The 19,401-nt window shown below is 67.6% G+C and carries 12 protein-coding genes and 1 pseudogene; 4 read left to right on the top strand and 9 right to left on the bottom strand.

The genetic code is table 11. The annotated features are described in order from the left end of the window. Nucleotides 1-54 precede the first annotated feature (54 nt). Both ACIRC0_RS38675 and ACIRC0_RS38670 read left to right on the top strand, forming a co-directional pair. Nucleotides 55-7,020: an RHS repeat-associated core domain-containing protein gene (locus ACIRC0_RS38675; RefSeq protein ID WP_403626502.1), complete on the top strand. Its 6,966-nt coding sequence runs from the start codon at nt 55-57 to the stop codon at nt 7,018-7,020. Further along, nucleotides 7,017-7,502: a hypothetical protein gene (locus tag ACIRC0_RS38670; RefSeq protein WP_403626500.1), complete on the top strand. Its 486-nt coding sequence runs from the start codon at nt 7,017-7,019 to the stop codon at nt 7,500-7,502. Before ACIRC0_RS38675 ends, ACIRC0_RS38670 begins: the two co-directional genes overlap by 4 nt. A gap of 76 nt (nt 7,503-7,578) precedes the next feature. Here ACIRC0_RS38670 and ACIRC0_RS38665 read toward each other — a convergent pair whose 3' ends face one another. Then, entirely contained in the window at nt 7,579-8,349 is a 771-nt protein-coding gene (locus tag ACIRC0_RS38665) for a transposase (protein ID WP_403626497.1), read from the bottom strand. Between the two features lie 103 nt (nt 8,350-8,452). Here ACIRC0_RS38665 and ACIRC0_RS38660 point away from each other — a divergent pair, with 103 nt between their 5' ends. After that, entirely contained in the window at nt 8,453-8,653 is a 201-nt protein-coding gene (locus tag ACIRC0_RS38660) for a type II toxin-antitoxin system VapB family antitoxin (RefSeq protein ID WP_356935954.1), read from the top strand. A gap of 525 nt (nt 8,654-9,178) precedes the next feature. After that, on the top strand, nt 9,179-9,589 hold the full coding sequence (locus tag ACIRC0_RS38655) for a hypothetical protein (protein ID WP_403626494.1): 411 nt from the start codon (nt 9,179-9,181) through the stop codon (nt 9,587-9,589). Nucleotides 9,590-9,593: 4 nt separating this feature from the next. Here the strand turns inward: ACIRC0_RS38655 and ACIRC0_RS38650 are convergent. From ACIRC0_RS38650 to ACIRC0_RS38615, 8 genes and pseudogenes are all read right to left on the bottom strand, one after another. Then, a pseudogene (locus ACIRC0_RS38650) lies at nt 9,594-9,875 on the bottom strand (IS5/IS1182 family transposase); the annotation flags it as partial. Between the two features lie 1,666 nt (nt 9,876-11,541). Next, on the bottom strand, nt 11,542-13,044 hold the full coding sequence (locus ACIRC0_RS38645) for an NUDIX domain-containing protein (protein ID WP_403626491.1): 1,503 nt from the start codon (nt 13,042-13,044) through the stop codon (nt 11,542-11,544). A gap of 29 nt (nt 13,045-13,073) precedes the next feature. Then, a complete protein-coding gene (locus ACIRC0_RS38640; RefSeq protein ID WP_403626488.1) occupies nt 13,074-13,655 on the bottom strand; it encodes a class I SAM-dependent methyltransferase in 582 nt (193 codons plus the stop codon). Then, nucleotides 13,655-14,959, bottom strand: coding sequence for an MFS transporter (locus ACIRC0_RS38635; RefSeq protein ID WP_403626485.1), 1,305 nt, complete (start codon nt 14,957-14,959; stop codon nt 13,655-13,657). Before ACIRC0_RS38635 ends, ACIRC0_RS38640 begins: the two co-directional genes overlap by 1 nt. Continuing rightward, a complete protein-coding gene (locus tag ACIRC0_RS38630; protein ID WP_403626482.1) occupies nt 14,956-15,432 on the bottom strand; it encodes an NUDIX domain-containing protein in 477 nt (158 codons plus the stop codon). Before ACIRC0_RS38630 ends, ACIRC0_RS38635 begins: the two co-directional genes overlap by 4 nt. Next, nucleotides 15,429-16,313 (bottom strand): phosphotransferase, encoded by an 885-nt coding sequence (locus ACIRC0_RS38625; RefSeq protein ID WP_403626480.1) that lies wholly within the window; start codon nt 16,311-16,313, stop codon nt 15,429-15,431. Before ACIRC0_RS38625 ends, ACIRC0_RS38630 begins: the two co-directional genes overlap by 4 nt. Nucleotides 16,314-16,450: 137 nt before the next feature. Then, entirely contained in the window at nt 16,451-18,340 is a 1,890-nt protein-coding gene (locus ACIRC0_RS38620; protein ID WP_403626477.1) for an ATP-binding cassette domain-containing protein, read from the bottom strand. A 680-nt stretch (nt 18,341-19,020) separates the two neighbouring features. Beyond that, on the bottom strand, nt 19,021-19,344 hold the full coding sequence (locus ACIRC0_RS38615) for a transposase (RefSeq protein WP_403626474.1): 324 nt from the start codon (nt 19,342-19,344) through the stop codon (nt 19,021-19,023). Nucleotides 19,345-19,401 lie beyond the last annotated feature (57 nt).

Raw genomic sequence — 19,401 nt, 5'->3', positions numbered from 1 at the left:
ATTGGGGGGTCCGGAGTGCGTCGGAATTCGCGGTGGCGGATTTTCGGAAAAACCATGCGGATGCGCAGGGTGCCCGCATTGTGGACCGTCGCGATCGCCGCTTTCGCTCTGCTGGTTACCTTCCTGTCACCTCAGGGCGCAGCCGCCGAGGGGCATCGCCCCGACTACCTGGTCAAGGCGAAGAAGGAACGATCGGTGCCCGTGTTACCGGTCAAGGGCAGGGCGGTGAAGGCGCCGCACATGGCCCGCTGGAACGCCTCCCAGGCACACACGTCCTGGCCGGCGGCAGCCGCAGCCGACGTGCAGGTGCCCGCGCACGGTACCGTCGCCAAGCAGGCCCGCGCCCTGCCAGTGTCCATCGGCGCGACGAAGGGCCCACGTCGTGCGGGTGCCGGGACCCGGGTCCACGTGACGCTGCCGGGCCAGGCGGCCGCTCAGAAGCTGGGCGTGCGCGGGGTGGTCTTCTCCGTGCTACCGGACGCCGGTACGTCCGGCGGGGCCGCGCAGGTGGGTCTGGACTATGCGCAGTTCAAGGACGCCTACGGCGGCGACTGGGCCGGTCGCCTGCACCTCGTGCGGCTGCCGGCCTGCGCGCTGACCACTCCGCAGGCCGCCGCCTGCCGCAAGCAGACTCCGCTGCCCTCCACCAACAACGTCAAGACGCAGACGGTCTCCGCTGACCTCGCGCTGCCCACCCGCACCGCCACACAGAGCGGCACGAACGTCCAGCCGATGGTGCTGGCTGCGGTGGCCAGTGGTTCCGGGGGCGGCGGCAGCTACGCGGCCACCTCACTCGCCCCGTCCGGGCAGTGGTCCGCCGGTGGTTCGAGCGGCGCCTTCAGCTACTCGTATCCCATCTCCGTACCGGACGTTCCCGGAGGCCTGACTCCAAGCGTGTCGCTCGGCTACAGCTCACAGAGCGTGGACGGGCGCACCTCCTCGACGAACGCCCAGTCCTCGTGGATCGGTGACGGCTGGGACTACTCACCCGGCTTCGTCGAGCGCAGCTACCCCGCCTGCTCCGACGACGCGGCCAGCGGCACACCCAAGACCTCGGACGAGTGCTGGTCGGACGCGGTCCAGACGCTCACGCTGTCGCTGAACGGTTCGTCCAACACGCTCGTCCACGACGACGCCACGAACACCTGGCACCCGCAGGGCGACAACGGCGAGAAGATCGAGATCAAGACCGACACCGTCAACGGCGACAACAACAACGAGTACTTCGTCGTCACCACCGCCGACGGCACCAAGTACTACTTCGGCCTGAACCGGCTGCCCGGCTGGGCATCGGGCAACACGACCACCAACTCGGTGTTCACCACACCGGTGTACGGCAACGACACGGGCGAGCCGTGCCACGCCTCCACCTTCGATGCCTCCTGGTGCCAGCAGGCATACCGGTGGAACCTCGACTACGCCGTCGACGCGCACGGCAACGCGATCAGCTACTGGTACACGCCCGAAACGAACTACTACGGCCGCAACAACAACTCGGCCACCCCCACCGTCTACACCCGTGGCGGCTACCTCTCCAAGATCCAGTACGGTCAGCTGGCGGGCAAGGTCTACGACACCACCGCCCCAGCCGCGGCGCAGGTCTTCTTCGACACCACCGAGCGCTGCCTGCCCGACTCCAGCTTCGACTGCGCGCCATCCAAGCTGACCTCGGCCAACGCCTCGCACTGGCCGGACGTTCCCGCCGATCAGATCTGCGCCTCATCGGGCACGTGCAACAACCACGGGCCGGCGTTCTTCACCACCAAGCGCCTGACGGGCATCCGTACGCAAGTCCTGGTCGGTACCGCCTACCAGGATGTGGACGCCTGGTCGCTGACCCACATCTTCCCGGCGACCGGGGACACGACCACTCCGTCGCTGTGGCTGTCGTCGATCACCCGTACCGGCAAGGACGGCGGCAGCCTGGCCCTGCCGCCGGTGAAGTTCGCCGGACAGGCGCTGGCCAACCGGGTCGACGGCCTGGACGGCTACCAGCCGATCACCCGCCAGCGGCTGACCACGATCACCACCGAGTCCGGTGAGGTGATCACGGCCAACTACTCCAGCCCGCAGTGCCACCGCTCCGGCACCACGGTGCTGCCCGCAAGCCAGGACACCAACACCTACCTCTGCTACCCGCAGTACTGGACGCCACCGGGCCAGACCTCCCCGCAGCTGGACTGGTTCAACAAGTTCGTCGTCAAAACGGTGACCACGCAGGACCCGACCGCCGGCGGCCTGCCGGTCCAGACCTCCTACGACTACAGCGAGAGCGCCCCGGCCTGGCACTTCAACGACGACCCACTTACCCAGGCCAAGTACCGCACCTGGAACCAGTGGCGTGGCTACGGCACGGTGGTGACCCGTACCGGCACCTCGCCGGCCCAGCTCACCAAGTCCCGGCAGACGTACTTCCGCGGTATGGACGGCGACAAGACCTCCTCCGGTACCCGTAGCGTCACGCTCAACGACAGCGCGGGCGACGATGCGCAGAAGGACTCCGACTGGCTGGCAGGCCAAGCCTTCGAGGGCCAGTCCTTCAACGGTGACGGCGGCGCGTTGCTGTCGGACGGCATCACCGACCCCTGGAGCTCGGCGGCGACAGCCACCCAGTCCCGCACGAAAGCGGGCCTGGACCCGCTGGTCGCCCACCGCACCAACAATCAACGCGTCCGCACCATCACCACCAAGGCCGATGGCACCAAGCTCACCACCGAGATCGACTACACGCTCGACGACGCCACCGGCCTGCCCAAGTCAGTGGACGACAAGGGCGACGTTTCGACGTCGGCGGACGACAATTGCACCCGCACCTGGTACGCCCAGGACACCTCCGGCAAGCTGCTGCCGATCCCGCGCAGGGTCCAGGAGGTCGCCGTCTCCTGCGCCGCCACACCCACCTACCCGAAGGACCTGATCAGCGACGACCTGACGTTCTTCGACGGCTCCACGGACAACACCGCCACGCCCACCAAGGGCGATGTGACGATGGTGCAAAAAGCCGACTCGGTCACCGCCGACGGCACCGTGCACTACATCACGGCGCTGAAGAACACCTACGACTCCTACGGCCGCGAACTCACCGAGACCGACGCCGACAACCGCACCACCACCACGGTTTACACCCCGGCGACCGGCGCTTCCCCGACCTCCATCAAGGTCACCCAGCCGAAGGTCACCGGCCAGACGACCGGCTTCGCCACCACGACCACCCTGGACCCGGCCCGCGGCCTGGACCTGAAGACCACCGACGCGGCCGGATACTCCACCACCAGCACCTACGACCCGCTCGGCCGCCTCACCGCGGTGTGGAACCCGGGCTTCTCCACCACCAACAACCCCAACACCAAGTACAGCTACAACCTCAACCCCAGCGCCCCGTCGACGGTCACCACCCAGACCCTCAACGACAACAACGCCTACCGCACCTCGATCGCGATCTACGACGCGATGCTGCGCCAGCGTGAGACGCAAACGGCGACCGTGGACGGCGGCCGGGTCATCACCGACACCGTCTACGACTCCCACGGCTGGGCAGTGAGCAGCTCCGCCCCGTACTACAACGCTGGTGCCCCGTCGGGCACGTTGGTGGACGCAGCCGACAACCAGACCCCGTCCCAGACCGGCACGGTGTACGACGGAGCCGGCCGGGCGACCGCCTCCATCGCCTACCACTTCGCCACGGAGACCTGGCGCACCACCACCGCCTACCCGGGGTCTGACCGCGTCGACGTCGCCCCGCCTGCCGGCGCCACGCCCACCACCACGTACACCGACGCGCGCGGCCAGACGGTCAAACTCCTGCGCTACCACGGCACCACACCGACCGGCGCCGCGGACACCGTTACCTACAGCTACGACGCGGCAGGTCACCAGATCGGCCAGGACGACGGCCAGGGACACACCTGGAGCAGCACTTACGACCTGCTCGGACGCCGCATATCCCAAACCGACCCCGACACCGGCAGCTCCTCCTCCACCTACGACAACGCAGGCCAGCTGCTGACCACCACCGACGCCCGCAACAAGACCATCAGCTACCAGTACGACGAAATGGGCCGCAGGACGGCCGAGTACGACACCACGGGCGGCGCCAGCCCCTCCGCTGGCAACGAGCTGGCGTCCTGGACGTACGACACGCTGAAGAAGGGCAAACCCACCTCCTCGACCCGCTACGTAGGCGGCACCAGCGGCACCGCTTACACCAACAAGGTCCTGGGCTACGACAGCCACGGCTGGGTCCAAGCCACCGAACTCGTCGTCCCCACCGCCGAAGGCGCGCTTGCCGGGAACTACATCCACCAGAACACCTACAACCTCACCGGCACCCTCGCCCAGTACACCGACCAGGATCCGACCAGCGTCAAGCTGCCGCAGGAAACGATCGGCTACACCTACGACGCCTTCAACCGCCCCATCGCAGTCGGCGGCGTCAACACGTGGTCTTACGTGGGCAAGCTCAGCTACACAGAGTTCGATGAGCCGCAGCAGTTCACCTACGGCACCGACGGCAACTTCGCCCAGCAAACCCTGAACTACGACGACCAGACCCACCGGCTGACCAGCTCGACCACCGTCACCCAGTCCGGCGCAGCGATCGCCGACAAGACCGCTTACGCCTACCAGCCCTCCGGCAACGTCACAAAGATCACCGACAAGCTGGAGACCGGCGCGAGTGACACCCAGTGCTTCACCTACGACTGGGCACAACGCCTGAAGGCCGCGTGGACGGCCACCGACGACTGCACGGCCACCCCCCAACCCGGCGCCTCCTCCACCGTCGGCGGGCCCTCCCCGTACTGGCAGAGCTGGACCTACGACGCCACCGGCGCCCGGGCCAGCCAGGTCGACCACGACCCCGCCGGCGACACCTCCCACGACGCCACCTCCACCTACATCCCCTTCGCCGCGGGCAAGGGCCCTGCCCACGCCGTGACCCAGGTGAACAAGGTGGTGCCGGCAGACGCGGCCTCCAACACCACCAACAGCTACACCTACGACGCGGCCGGCAACGTCCACACACGCACCACCCGCGCCGGCACCGACACCCTCACCTACGACGACGAGGGCAAGCTGGCGGAACTGTCCTCCACGAGCACCAGCGGCGACACCAAGTACCTCTACGACGCCGACGGCAACCTGCTGCTCCGCCGCAGCGCCGACGCCACCACCCTCTACACCGGCGACGAGGAAATCACCCTCAAGAAGGACGCCACCAGCGCCGACGGAGTCCGCTACATCTCCCTCGCCGGCCAAACAGTGGCCACCCACTCCTCCGACGGCCACTTCACCTACCTCATCCCCGACCGGCAGAGCACCAGCACCCTCGCGATCGACTCCCAGACCCAGCAGGTCACCCGCCGTCAGTACAAGCCCTTCGGTGAACAACGTAACCAGTCCGGCACCTGGACCGCAGGGCAACGTGGCTTCGTCGGCGGCACGCAGGACGACAACACCGGCCTGACCAACCTTGGTGCGCGCGAATACGACCCCTCCATCGGCCGCTTCCTCAGCCCCGACCCCATCCTCGACACCGGCGCCCCGCAGTCGTGGAACGCCTACGACTACGCCGACGACAGCCCCGTCACCACCTCCGACCCCTCCGGCGCCTGCGCGGACGTCGACTGCCCGACCCGCAACTGCCCCTACTGCATCAACTACACCCCAGGCGACCGGGAAGGAATCAAGAGGTCGATAAACGACCACCCTGGCTCGGGCAGCACCCCTAACAACACCGAGGCATATGGCAAGCAGTACAAGGCCAATGTCAGCAACAGCACGAACAGCGCCCAGGCGGAAGAACGCGCCCTGGAACGTCAAAAAGCAACAGCCGACGCCGCCGTCGCCGCAGCCAAGAAACAAGCCGCAGGCTTCAAACACCAAATACTCAGCCTCATAGCGGACGTCATCGGCCTCACTGACGCCTATAACTGCTTCACCAAGGGCGACGTCATGGGCTGCGTCAACACCGCCCTCAACGCCGTCCCATGGGGCAAAGCCTTCAAAGCCATCAAGGTCGGTATCGAAGCATTCAAGGTCTGGCGTTCTCTTGACCGCGCATACACCGCGGTCAAGGACGCGGAAGAGGCCGCCAAGGTCGCAGAAGACGCGCTTGCGGCCGAACGCGCGATCGCGGACGCCGAAAGGGCCGGGGCCGACGCGGTCGAAGAGGCCGGAGGCTGCCTAACACACAGCTTCCTGCCCAGCACCCCGGTCAGTCTCGCGGACGGCTCATCGAAAGCGATCAGCAAAGTCAAGGCCGGCGACACGGTCCTGGCCACCGACCCGCAGACCGGCGTAACCGCGCCGGAAACGGTCCAGAACGTCATCGTCACCCACGCGGACAGCGACTTCACCACGCTGTCCCTGGACACAACCCCAGTCCGAGACCCACCGCAGCACGCATACACTCACGCATCCGCTCACGCATCCGCTCACGCTCTCGCTCAGTCTTCCCTCACCACCACCTGGCACCACCCCTTCTGGGACGTCACCCATCACCGCTGGACCGACGCCCACAACCTCGCCCCCGGCACGGAGCTGCGCCGCCCCGACGGCGCCACCGTGACGGTGACCGCAGTCCACAACTTCCACCAGCACGGCACCACCTACGACCTCACCGTCGGTACCCTCCACACGTACTATGTGCTGGCGGGGGCGACGCCGGTCCTAGTGCATAACTGCAATGGAAATGCAGCGATCAACGACGATCGGTTGGCTCATATTGAGTATCGCCATGGCCCTGGTGGGCGCGATCAGGCAATTCGCGCGGGTGAGACTGATCTGCCGGGAGAGTTCAACGAGGACTTCATCTGGAATGATGATGACGAACATGTCCTTGGCGACAACCTTCTCGAAGGTGTGAATAATTCTCCTGAGCTCCCTAACCCCAACGGCCCTGGGCACATCCATCAGTATGACTTCGGGCGAACGATCGGCGTGAACGGGGCTGGAAATGAGACAAGAGTCGCTGAGATCGTCGTTCGTAACGGGCGGATTTGGACAGCGTATCCGAAGTGACCGAAATGACTGAGGAGGGTCTCTCTGTGGCTCGGCACATCTTCAATTGGATGCAGGTGCAGTATGGCTGGGCATCGTTTGAGCTGCTGAGAGAGGGTTCGCCCCCTTACCGTGCAACCGTCAGCGATTCGACTGATGTGTTTCGTGTCCTTTTGGAAGGCGCAAGGCTAGTTCTCGATACTGGGGCTCGTCAGGAGTTCTCGTTCGACAATGAGCCAGGAGAGATTCGGTGGACTTTGGAGCCACACGGAGATTCTTTGAACCTCCGTGTGGCAATGCATTCCGAATGGGGGCGAGGTCTCGGCGAGGAACGGTGGGCGGCAGAAGAGATCGATCCTAGAGTCTTCGCATCTGATGTACTTTCATCCACCGTTGAATTGATCAGCGGCCTGGGCGTCGAAGGCTTTCGCCGTTCATGGCCGTCATACCCGTATCCAGTTGCTGAGGTCGAGGCGCTTAAGGAAATTCTTGGAACTTCTTGATCTGCCTCTGCGGTCCCGCCAAGGGCTGTCCCGTAAATGATCTATGGCATGCCGGTTGACCAGCGTCATTTCTTGGTCATTCGGTCACAGTGAGGTTGTGAAGGCGAGCGATGCCGAGCATCGCGTGATGGACGCCGTCGCCTTTGAGGCGGCAGTCACGCAGGATCTTCCAGGTCTTCATGCGGGCGAAGGTGTGCTCGACACGGGCGCGGACCTTGCGGTGGGAAGCGTTGTGCTCCTCCTTCCAGGCCGGGAGTTCGGCCTGGCCGGGCTCGCGGCGGTGCGGGATGACCAGGCCGGTGCCCCGGTAGCCGCCGTCCGCGATCACTGTCGTCCTGCCGATGGCGTCTTTCGCACCGGACAGTTCCCAGGCCTTGCAGTCGTTGCGGTTGCCGGGCACGGGCCGGCCGACAGCGACGACGAGCCGGGTGTCGGCGTCGATGACAACTTGGTGATTGGTCGAATACCGGTAGTTCTTCGACTGCTCGGCGACGGTGTGGTCACGCGTAGGCACGGGGGTGCCGTCCACGATCAGCACGGTGTCCTTGCGGAACCGTTTGCGGGGCTGTAGCGCCAGCAACGGCCCAAGGTGGTCGACGACGCGGTCGGCGGCCGACTTCGAGATGCCGAACAGCGGGGCGAGCTGCCGCAGGGTCAGGTTCGTGCGCCAGTACGCGGCGACCAGTAGAACCCTGTCCTCCAGCGGCAGGCTCCATGGCCGGCCCTTGCGGAGCGGGTCCGCGCCCTCACGCCGCTGCGCGCTGATCAGCATGCCGAACTGACGTGGGCTCAGCCCGGTGAACGGGGTTATCCAGGAGGGCTCCGACGCCGTGATCACACCAGCCACAGCAAGATCATCGCACTCGGGGCCTTCCTGAGATCGAATCTTGAGCGCATGCTGCGGAACCATGAGCAGCTAAAGTGCAGCTGCGACGCGATGAGGGGGCACGGTGGCCAAGGTCAATATCAGTCTCGACGCCGAACTCGTAGTGGAAGTGATGGTCCTGGCGGGGATCGGCTCGCCCCAGGACGCGATCGAGGCGATCGTGCGGGACTACATCGCCCGTGGCCACCGCACGGAGGCCCGCACCGAGCTCAAGGACCAAAGTCTGCGTGAGCTCGACGTCAAGCCGCAGGAGCCGCAAGGCTGAGCAGCCTGCTGCGTGCCGCCCCTCGAACCGCCAGGCGACGCATCCAAGAGTCTGCTGGCACAGACGCGAACGGTAGTTACGGGACAGCCCTTAGGCACCAATTGCTGCGGGTTCGACGTCGGGCTGTGGCACGATGCCGCGATGATCACCTCACCGGTCCCGCCCGTCGTTCCAGCAGGCCGCCTGGCCCAAATGGAACAGCCCGTATTTGCCCTCCCCAGCGGTCTTGAGCTGCGTCCCTGGCAGGTCAGCGACGCTGCCGCCTTGGTAGCCGCCGCCCACGAACCGGCCATTCGTTATCCCACAACGATCGGGTTCGTTGGTCCGCCCGATGCTCTGCCTTGGTTTAGGTCTCCGACCGGCGCATCGGTGAGGGCGAAGTCTCAATGATGATGCGCTTGCCCACCGGCTCGCGGCGCACCTCAAAGCTCCGGCAAGCTGCCGTTGCTGTCAAACCAAACTCACAGTGATAGGTAGGACTTGTCCGGCCGATCACGATCACGGGCAGTCAGGCATGATGCCCGGGTGAGCACCATCGTCAAGTTCTTCGTGGCGCCGGACGACACGTCAGCGGCTCTGCCCCTCCAGACCGGGCCGGGACAGGCATTCGAGTCCCCCTGCTTCGGCAGCTTCGATCCCGAGGAGGCCGTGCTCGAGTGGGAATGCCTTCTGACGGGCGGCAGCTTCGAGGAACTCGTCGAAGCCGGTGAGCCTCGTGTTCGCGCCGTCTTCGCGATCTCGCCTCGCCTGTCCAGTGCACTCGCGGACGCCGAGCACTCCAGGTTGCGTGACGTCGCTGCCTCGTGGGCTCAGCCGCGTGCGGAGGGCGGCGAGGTCATCGACGCGGAGATCGCCGATGCGATCGTGGGTGATTTGGCTGCTCTCGTCAGCAGCGCCCGACGCCGGAGCCAGAACGTCTACTGCTGGGTCGCGTAGGAGTTCAGGTTCGGAGCCAGATGGCGACGGCCGCCGCGGTGGCAGTGCCGAGGAAGACGTAGCCGCGTTTGTCGTAGCGAGTGGCCACCGCCCGAAACTGTTTCAAGCGGTTGATCGCCCGCTCGACGGTGTTGCGCTTCTTGTAGCGGTCCTCATCGAAGCCGGGTGGCCGTCCGCCACGTGCGCCTTTGCGTGGGCGGGCGGCCTCGCTGTCAGCCTTCTCCGGGATGGTGTGGCGGATTCCCCGCCGTCGCAGGTACTCGCGGATGGGGCCGTTGCTGTAAGCCGCTCGCGCCAGTCCAGCAGGCTCAACTCCCGCCTGCCCGCCACCCCGGCCCGGTCCACCCAGTGCACAACCGGAGCCGGGCCGTGCGTCACGTTCGTGACCAGCCTCATCAGCGGCAGCTTCTCGTAGCGGCCCTCCTCCTGGGCACGCTGGATAGCCCACGTCCGCTCGGACTCGCTGTAGGCAGCGAGCTGGTGCACCGACTCGACCGAGGTGTAGTAGGTGCGGTCACGCTTCGACCGCGACAGGGCGCGAGCTACCTGGCCATGACAGTAACGTCCTGACCGAAGGCGCCGGGTCGGCACTTCGAACGTCAGCATCGCCCCGGCTTCCTGACGCCGCAGGCCAGCGCTCAGCGCCAGCCCCACGAACGAGGTGTTCCGCAGTTCTGTTCGTCCGTCCCAGCCGGGCAACGGTGCCCCGTCGCGGCCAAGTCCTCGCAGACCCAGGTCTTGCCACAAGCCCCAGGTCCGCGGCGTCAGCCACGACACCCGAGAGCTACGCGCGCTTGCCTCCCGGTCCGCGCGACGTCCCACGTCCAACGGGAGAGGACTCACCTTCGCCCATTTGTAGAGCTGAGTCAGCGCGGCTGCCTCCCGGTTCCACTTCGCGCCGCCGACTCGCTGCGGATTCAACGGCGAATCGACGCGGAATTCCTTGTACGCGCGCAAGTCCGCGTCGGTCGCCGCCCGCCAGTGAACGCCCCGCCGCCAAAGCCACGACAGCAGCAGACGGATATCCGTCGCGTAATTCCGACGCGATTCTCTCTCCAGGTCGCGAAAATCGGGCGACACAGCGAACTGCAGCAATTCTGCGTCCACGACGAAATCAGGCCGTACAAATACCGGGTCGCCCGGCCGAAGCCCCACCGCCTCCAAGGCGGCTGGCAGGTCGCGGACCCCCAGCACCCCCTCCTCCGGCAGCGGCCCCCACCGCTCCGGATCCGGCACCAACACCAGCCACCACTCGTCCATCCGCCACCCCTGTGAGCGCCCTTGAACTCACTCAATCATCAGGGAAGCACAGGTGGGGATCGTCCGGGTCTCCGCTTACCTGGTAGACGATCTCCCCACACTGGCAACGCCCCTTCCTCAGTACAGGCTCGAGACGTGATGTGTGGGCGGGGAAGTGCCGGGTGTCCTCGGTCGTGTCGAGGAGCGGTTGTGCTGCAGCGGTGGCCGGGGCGGTGGTGACCTCGCCTGCTGTGGCCTGGTTGCACGGCATCAACTGCTGTCCGTTGGTAGGGATGTGCTGGTCATGAGGTTCCTAAAGGTGAATCGGGCGCGGTCGCGGATGCCGACTGGGCGGCGTCGGTGATGTGGTGGCTTGGTGGTGCGATCAGCGAGGTAGTGGCGGTAGCGGAAGGGCGTCGCGGACGGGCCATTGGAAGACCGAGCGGCAGTGGACCTTGCCCGGTCCGTCCTCGGCGGGGAGAAGTCGCTCGGGTGTGCCGGTCCTATAGGCGAGCAGGACTGGGTCGGTGCGTCGCGCAGGGTGTGGTTCCAAGTCTGGCTGCGGCCGTCAGTTGCTCGGCGAGCTGCGGTGCTTGCTCGCCGAAGGCGTGGAGGAAGAACTCTCACCTGCCTCTCGGCCGGGTGGTCCCCGTCCTGGGGACGTGGACGAGATAGGCCAGCGAGGCGTCGCCGGGCGGCGCCCACCAGGGTCGTCATGCCCCTTCCACGGACTGTACGGTCGCGACGCGGTCGTCGAGGAGGAACTTCGCGGCCTTCTGGCCCAGCATTGCGTCGAGGAACGCCGGCGCCTCGTTGCCGAGCATCCGGTACAGCCCGACCATGCTGGTAATCGCAGTGTCGACCATTTCTCCTTGAACGTGCTGCCAGGTGTGGCTTTGCCCCTTTCTGGGGTTGGTGCCCAGGGCGCCGATCACAGCCTGAGCGGTCTCGCCGGCCTCCTCGGCGAGCTTGAGCGCTTGCAGCGTCCACTGCTGCTCCTGCGGCAGCCCACGCGCGGTGTCCAGGCCGGTGAAGAGGTCGGCGAGACGGCCGATGGTCTCCCACAAGTCCCCGCCGTAAGGCTGGAAGGTGGCGGCTGGGTGGTCGAGCCGTAGGGCCGGGTTCCAGGCGGTCAGGCACTGGCTGCTGGTGACGAACAGCGGTTGGGGCAGTGCGTCCAGGGCCCAGAATCGCCAGGACCCGATGGTCTCTTCCTGGCGCTGCGGAGTGCCAGACCAACTGGTGACGAGGACCGGAACCGTCATCCGGACGACATCGCCGACATGGTCGAGGAGGGTACCCAGCAGCTGTACACCGTCGGGCGCTGCCACCAGGCCGGATTCCTCAGCGAGTTCCCGTACCGCGGCCTCGGCGAGCGTTTCGCCGGGCTCCACGGTCCCTCCGGGGAGCTCCCAGGTGCCGCGACGGTGGCGGCCCAGCAGGACACCGTCGGGACCGTGGACGATGACGCCGACGCCGAGCGCAGCGTTCGGCGGGGGCGGCGCGGCCGTGCGGGGCCTGCTCGGCACGCGCTCCGGTCGGCGGGCCACGTACAGCCGGTACGACAGGGCCTGGTCCTGCTGCGGAGCATCGACCGCCGTGATCGTTTCTACGGCGAGGCCGTGCTGGACCAACAGGTCCTCCCAAAGTTGGGGCGCGAGCACCCACATGGCCACGGAGTGGTCCTCGGTGGTGCCGGGCAGCCGAAGGATCTCGGGCCGCGGAGCCACCTCGGTCGAGGGCCCGACGCCGTGGGAGTTGGTGTGCAGCGCGGAGAAGACCAGGCGTCCGCCCGGCTTGAGTCCGTTGGCCAGGGCGGGCAGAAGCCGGCCAGGGTCCAGGTACGGGAGGCCGCCGACGGAGTAGATCAGGTCGTAGGGGGCCGCGTCCTGGAGGTGAGCGACAGCATCGGCGCACACCAGGTGCAGGCCTGGGGTGTCCGGGTAGCGGGCGAGGGCGCGCTGGTGCTGGGCGGCAGAGGCGTCCACGGCGGTGACCTCGGCGCCCAGGCTGGCCAGCCGCGCGGCGTGCCGGCCGAGCCCGCTGCCGAGATCGAGGACACGCATGCCCGCCACATCGCCGAGGACTTCGATGCCGGGTCCGGTGTTCGGGATGCCCCAGTCCCACCTGTCCAGTTCCGGGAGTTCAAGGCCCCTGGCCAGTTGGTGGGACCCGTAGATGTTCCAAGTCTCGATGGTGTCCTTCTCGGTGGTCACAAGCTCCTCCATCAGGTAGCGGGGTGGGGTCAGGGGCGCAGCGCGTAGCAGCGGAGTACGTCGAGGTCGGCAGTGCGGACGACGGACCATCCCGCGGTGAGCGTCTCGGCCTCCGCGCGGGTGATACCGAGGTGCTGCAGGGGGTCGGTGTCGGCGCGTCGGCCGGCGATCTCGGTGACCACCCAGAAGACCCCGCCGGGCGTGAGGAGCCGACGGATACGGTTGACGAAGTCCGCCTTGTCGTCCATCCATCGGTAGACCAGACGGCAGGTGATGAGCGCGTACGCCGGCTCCGGCAGCGCGCTGAGGTCGGCGGTGGTGATGTCCAGGCACTGCCAGGTCGGTCCAGGCCCGGTGTCATGGGTGGTGGCGAGCGCGACGGCGGTGGGCGAGCAGTCGACGCCCATCGTGCGGTAGCCGAGGTCGTGATGGAGGTACCGGGCCAGAGCACCGGCTCCGCTGCCGATGTCGAGGGCGGGACGGGCGCGGCCGGGACCGAGGTGTTCGCCCATCAGTCGCCTCTCGGTGTCGTGGACCTGCCGGTACTGGCGGCCCTGTGCCCAAAGGGGCTCCCAATAGGCGGCGCTCGCGGTGGACGTAATGGTGGTCATCAGGCTCCTTCGCGGGCGGGCGGCACTGAGGCGGCGTCGGGCGGTGCGGGCATGTCCCGCAGGACGCGTACGGGGGAGGCCAGCAGCAGGACTACAGGCACGACCTGGAGGAGCGCCCCGATGATGAGGACGGCCCGCACATCGAGCAGGAGCGCCAGAGCACCGGCGGTCGCGGCGGCCAGGGGACGGCTCCCGGCGGTCACTGTGGTGCTCGCCGCCTGCATCCGGCCCTGGAAGCGGGCGTCGCACAGGATCTGCCGGAGCGATCTCTGGCTGGTCCCGGCTGCCGTCGCCCAGAACAGCTGCACGGCGAGCGTTCCTGCCAGAACGATTTGCCAGCCGCGGCTGGACCCGGCGAGGAGGAGCGGCACCTGGGCGAGGGGGCTGACTGCGAACCCGGTGATGATCGTCCAGCCGACGCCGAGCCGGGCCGCGATTCTTGGCGCGAACAGCGCTCCGACCAGGCTCCCCGTGCCTCCGGCGCCCATGATCAGCCCGAAGGTGGTCGGGGAAGCGCCGAGTGCCGTCAGCAGGTAGTACGCCCAGTAGGTGCTCATGATCGCCAGGCCGAAGGAGAGTGTGGCCAGGGCGGCGATCAAGATGCGGATCGTGGGCTGTCCGATCACGTACCGCACGCCCTCGGCGATGTCCCGCCGGAGGCCGTGCTGCCGGACGGGGTGAGTGGGCGGAGGGGGCGTGCGGATGTGCCAGACGAGGAGGGCGGAGATGAGGAAGGAGGCGACGTCGGCGAGGACCGACCGCGCTGGTCCGACGACGCCGACGAGGGCGGCGCCTGCGTTGCTGCCGGCGCTGTCGGCGCTGTCGGCGCTGTCGGCGACCGACGACGCCGCGCCGAGCTTGGCGTTGGCGTCATGCAGCAGGTGCGGGGCGACGATGCCCGGCAGGAGGCTGATGGCCGCGGCGTCGTGCTGCACTTTGGCCGCCCCGAGAACGAGCATTACCACGTACAGCTGGCCGATGGTGAGTACGCCGGTCAGGGCGGCGGCCGGCACCGTGGCGAGAGCCGCAGCCGCCGCCACGTCCGCGACGATGAGCTGAAGGCGCTTCGCATACCGGTCCGACAAGGCACCGGCCCACAGCGCGAGCATGCTGGGGAGCTGCCCGAGGAAGGCCAGCACGGCCACCTGCCCGGCGGTGGCGTCAAGCTCCAGGACGGCCAGCGCGGGCAGGGCGATGGTGCTCACCGCCGAACCGGACAGACTCACGGCCTCGCTCCGGAGAAGGCACCGGAAGGCCGGGGTCGCCCAGGCGGAGGTCTGCGGTGCCCGGGCAGCGATCGTCATCCCGCCTCACCGCCGTCCGCGAGTTCCGGGGCGACGACGTTGGCGTACCGGCGTCCAGCGACGAAGTGACGCAGGACCTCGTGGGTGAAGGGGTGGCAGTCGCCGGGAGGGCTGGTGGGATCGACCCAGACCAGCTCACTGTGGGTGCCCGGCTCGCGGTTGTACGGCTCGCCCTCCCAGTCCCGGGCGAGGAACACCACGCCCACTACTCGTTCCCCGTCGACGGCGTGGAGGTGAACGAGCTGGCAGAACTCCAGCTGGCTCTGGGTTGCGTGGATCCCAGTCTCCTCGGCAAGTTCGCGCGCCGCGCCCTCGTCGAGGAACTCGCCCTGCTCCAGACGGCCTCCGATGATGGTCAGTAGGTTGGGCGAGTGCCATGAGCTCGGGAGGTGACGGACCGCGAGGACCTTCCCGTCGTCGGGGCGCTGGAGCAGGACCATCACGTGCGAGATGCTCCTGTGGACGCGGCTCACGGCATGTTCTCCCTCATGAGCAGGTCCAGCGTCCGCCGGCCCCGGGCGGTGACTTCGGGATGGTCGTTGTCCGGGCCCCAGGCCAGGCAGTTGACCGCGTCCAGCGCGGTCAGGCAGCGCAGGGCGTGCCGCTCGGCGTCGGTGAACTCTCGCCCATACCCCTGGAGAAACGCCTTCTCACGATCGGGGTGGTCGAGCCACTCGGTGACGGCGAGGATGACGAAGTCCTGAACGCGGGCGGCCGGCCGGGTTCGTTCGAAGTCGACGAGCGCGAGCCCCGCTGGGGACCGCAGCCAGTTCTTCGGCTGGTTGTCGCCGTGGATGTATCCGACGGACACCGGGCCGACGCGGCGGAGCTGGGCCGCGTAGTCGCGAATCACCTGCCGCTCGTCCTCGGTGAGTCGATCCCCGGCGCGGGCCAGGTACTTCTCCGTTCCATCGGCGGCAGCCTCCAGGGACGCCCCAGCCTCCGCCCGGTCGGTGCGGTCGAGTTCACCTGCCTCGTGCAGACGAGCGCACAGTGTGCCGGCTTGCTGGTGCACGGCCCGCCACTCGGCGCCGGACAGAGCGATCCCGGCCGCCGGGGTGCCGGGCACCGCGGTGAGCAGCAGGACAAGGTCCTCCGCACGGCTGTCGGCAAGGTGGGGCGCGCGGCCGTGCCCGAGCGCAGGAAGGACGTGACGGTAGGCACGAGTCTCGCGGGTGAAGAACTTCTCGCTCGGCGAGACCTTCACAAACCTGCGCACCTCGCCAGCGGCCTCCAGCTCCCACACCCGGGAGCGGGGCCAGTCATGTGAGACATCGCGTACGGCCACGATGGATGGGATGTGCTGCTCCGGCCAGCGCTGCACTTTTGCGGGCAGCGGTTTGGTCCTCTTCACGCTGTGCACCCCGCACTCAGGTGCGAGCCGGACGTGGGAAAGCCGCGGCCGCGGGCTGCGGTGAGGGCAAGGGACACGGTTTCTCCTGGTTGTGCCCGTCCCGCTCCGCGAGGGCGGAACGGGCGGGACGAAAGCGGTCAGCGGTCCTGGGAGAGTTCTAGGAGCTCGGCGAAGATTCCGCCGGCGTGGACGAGGTCGTCGAAACGGCCCTGTTCGGTGATGCGGCCGTCCTCCATCACGACGATGTGGTCGGCGATCTTCGTGTTTTCCAGGCGGTGGGTGACCACGATGGTGATGCGGTCGGCGGCGATGGCCTTGATCCGTTCGAAGATCTGGTGCTCGCCGCGCGGGTCCATCTGCGAGGTCGGCTCGTCGAGGATCAACAGCCCCGGGCGGCGGTACAGGGCCCTGGAGCACGCGATGCGCTGCCACTGCCCGCCGGAGAGCTCCGATCCGCCGAAGACGTCGCGGGCCAGGAGGGTGTCCAGGCCGACCGGCAAGTCTTCGACGGCTTCGCGTAGCCCGACCGCGTCCACGGCTTCCCACACCGGCCCGTCGTGGTGAGTGCGGGGCTGGCCAAGGGTGACGTTCTCACGCACCCGGAGCGGCCACTGGGCGAAGATCTGCGGCACCAGTCCGGTGTTCGCCCACACGGTGGCAGGGTCGGCGTCGGCAAGGTCGGTCCCGTTCCAGGTGACCTTGCCCTTGTCTGGCAGGTAGATCCCCGTCAGCAGCCGGGTGAGCGTGGACTTCCCCGAGCCGTTCGCTCCGACGATCGCGAGGATCTGGCCGCGCTGCAGGGTGAGGGAGACACCGTCGACTGCGGGCTTGTCCTTGCCCGGGTACTGGTAGACGACGTCGTCGAGCCGGATCTCCTCCACCGGCTCCGTGATCGTGCGTGGGCCGCGCTTGGGGGCGCGGGCAGCGGCATCGTCGAGGAACGCTTGCATGTCGCTCAAGTACAGACTGGTGTGGAAGACCGCGGCACCGTTGATGACGACCTGGGAGAGAGCGGCGAGCGTGCTCTGAACGGCGATGACGGCCGTGGCAGCGACCGCCATATCGATCCGGCCGGTCACGGCCAGCCATGCGAGGGCTCCCCAGGTCGCGACGAGGAACACACCGCCGGCCAGCGCGGAGAGCAGGGCGATCCGCAGGGTCCGCGGCGCGGCGGCCAGAGTGCGCCGGTCACACCGCTCGGACAGGGCCCGGTACCAGAAGACCAGGTAGTCGGTCATCGAGTTGGCGCGGACCTCATCGCCGTACTTCGACGTCGTCGCCCACCAGCGCATCATGCCGCGCACGTTGCGGTCGGCGACGTTGGCGTAGTGGATCTCGTAGTCGACCCGGGCGGTCAAGACCGCGCCGACACCGGCCGGCAGCACCGCGAGCAGGAGCAGCGGCATCATCAGCGGGTTCAGTACCAACAGCACACCGCCGGCGGTGACCATGCGGATCAGTGCGGACAGGAACCGCTGGGCGTCGGTGACCATCACGTGGGTGCGGATCACTCCCATCTCGGCCGCCTCGTGCCGGTCGGAGAACCCGTTTTCCGCGTACGCGGCGGCCTCGACCCGGCATACCGCCTCGACCAGCGCGCTGTCCGTTTCCGTGGTCAGACGGGGCGTGATCCGCCGTTCGGCGTACGACGCCACCGCCCCTGCGCCGCGGCCCAGCGCGGCGGCGAGCGCCACGAGCAGCAGGGCCGGCAAGGCGCCGCGCAGCCGGTCGCCGGCCGAGCCGGCCCCGAGGATGGGTTTCATAGCGTGGGCGGTGGCGGCCAGCAGCACGGCGGCCGAGACGCCCGTGATCACCTGGCATCCGAGCAGGAGTTGCACGGCCTGCCGGTCGGTCCGCCACGACATCCGGGCGATGCGGCCCAGGACGGAAGGAATCTGCGCGCACATCCGCCGGAAGGAGACCTCGGCAAGCGGGTTGACGGAGTACTGCCCGCTGTAGGTGATCTCCGCCGGCGGTGGCGGAGGAGGCGCGCTGCCGTGCTCTTCGTTGGTGGCGGCCGAGGTCAACGTGTCCCCCTTGACGGTCGTCCGGCGTGGTCGTGAGGCTCAACGAGCCGGCAGAGATTTCGAACACATGTATTTCGGTCGGTCCGTGCGTCCCGGGATTGAGCGGTTCGCTGAAGCTGTGGGCTGCACCGACCCTTGTCCCGCAAGGCAGCTGCGTCGGAAGGAAGTTGGCCGAAACGCCGAGCCCTGGGCAGAGCCATACCTCGAGGACGGACGGCTTGTGACGACTGCAGGCTCGCGGTGCGACCAGCAGCGCCCTGGGTGGCGGCCCATGATCAGTGCGGCTCACCGCACTTGGACGGTGGGACGAGCCCGTGCTCGTCGCTGGGGTGCGGGTGCTCTGCCGGCAAGGGCGCTTTCAAGGTCCAGCACGTTGGTGACGCCGACACCGGGTGGTACGACCCAGCGGACGTCGTCTCTGGCCGTGACGTGGTACGGCGGGACGGCTATCGCGGTGCCCCGCTTGAGGAGGCGTACCCCGCGGATATCCCAGCGTCCGAGCTGCGCTACGCCGGGACGCAAGAGGAAGAACCAGGCCTGCGCGTAGTTGTTCGCCAGCACAGGCCCGATCCCGCTTCCCAGCAGCGCAAGAGCGGGCTCCGCGGTGTAGGCGGGGACGCGCACGGCGTCGAAGTACCGTCCGCACGAAAGGCGACGGGTCTGATGGTGGGGAACCCAGTCTAGTGATCCGGTCCGGAGATCCTTTCGCAGTAGCGGCAGATGCAGTCGATGATCTGGTCCGCGGTTTTGGTCCATCTGAAGGGCCGGGCCTGCTCGTTCCAGGTCTTGATCCAGTCCTCGAGCGCGGTCTTCAACGCGTCGAGTGAGCAGAACACGCCGCGCTCCAGACATCGCCTGTGTAGTTCGGCGAACCACCGCTCGACTTGGTTGATCCAGGACGAGTAGGTCGGGGTGAAGTGCAGCTCGAACCGAGGATGGGCCAGGAGCCACTTGTGCACGACCGGCGCCTTGTGGGCGGAGAGGAAGCCCCTATGTTTCGTCAAGCCGCAGAAGGGACCTGGTTGGTGGCTCGGGGCTGGATGTGCCGGTAGAGCTCGCGG

The sequence above is a fragment of the Streptomyces sp. NPDC093984 genome (genome assembly GCF_044764595.1).
Lineage (GTDB): Bacteria > Actinomycetota > Actinomycetes > Streptomycetales > Streptomycetaceae > Streptomyces > Streptomyces cynarae.
Note: the sequence above shows the minus strand (reverse complement) of the source record. Positions and strands in the feature narration are given on the sequence as shown.

What these genes read in the sequence shown, in the direction of transcription:
- ACIRC0_RS38675 (WP_403626502.1), top strand. Translation starts at nt 55, where the DNA reads ATGCGGATGCGCAGGGTGCCCGCATTGTGGACCGTCGCGATCGCCGCT.
- ACIRC0_RS38640 (WP_403626488.1), bottom strand. Translation starts at nt 13,655, where the DNA reads ATGACCACCATTACGTCCACCGCGAGCGCCGCCTATTGGGAGCCCCTT.
- ACIRC0_RS38635 (WP_403626485.1), bottom strand. Translation starts at nt 14,959, where the DNA reads ATGACGATCGCTGCCCGGGCACCGCAGACCTCCGCCTGGGCGACCCCG.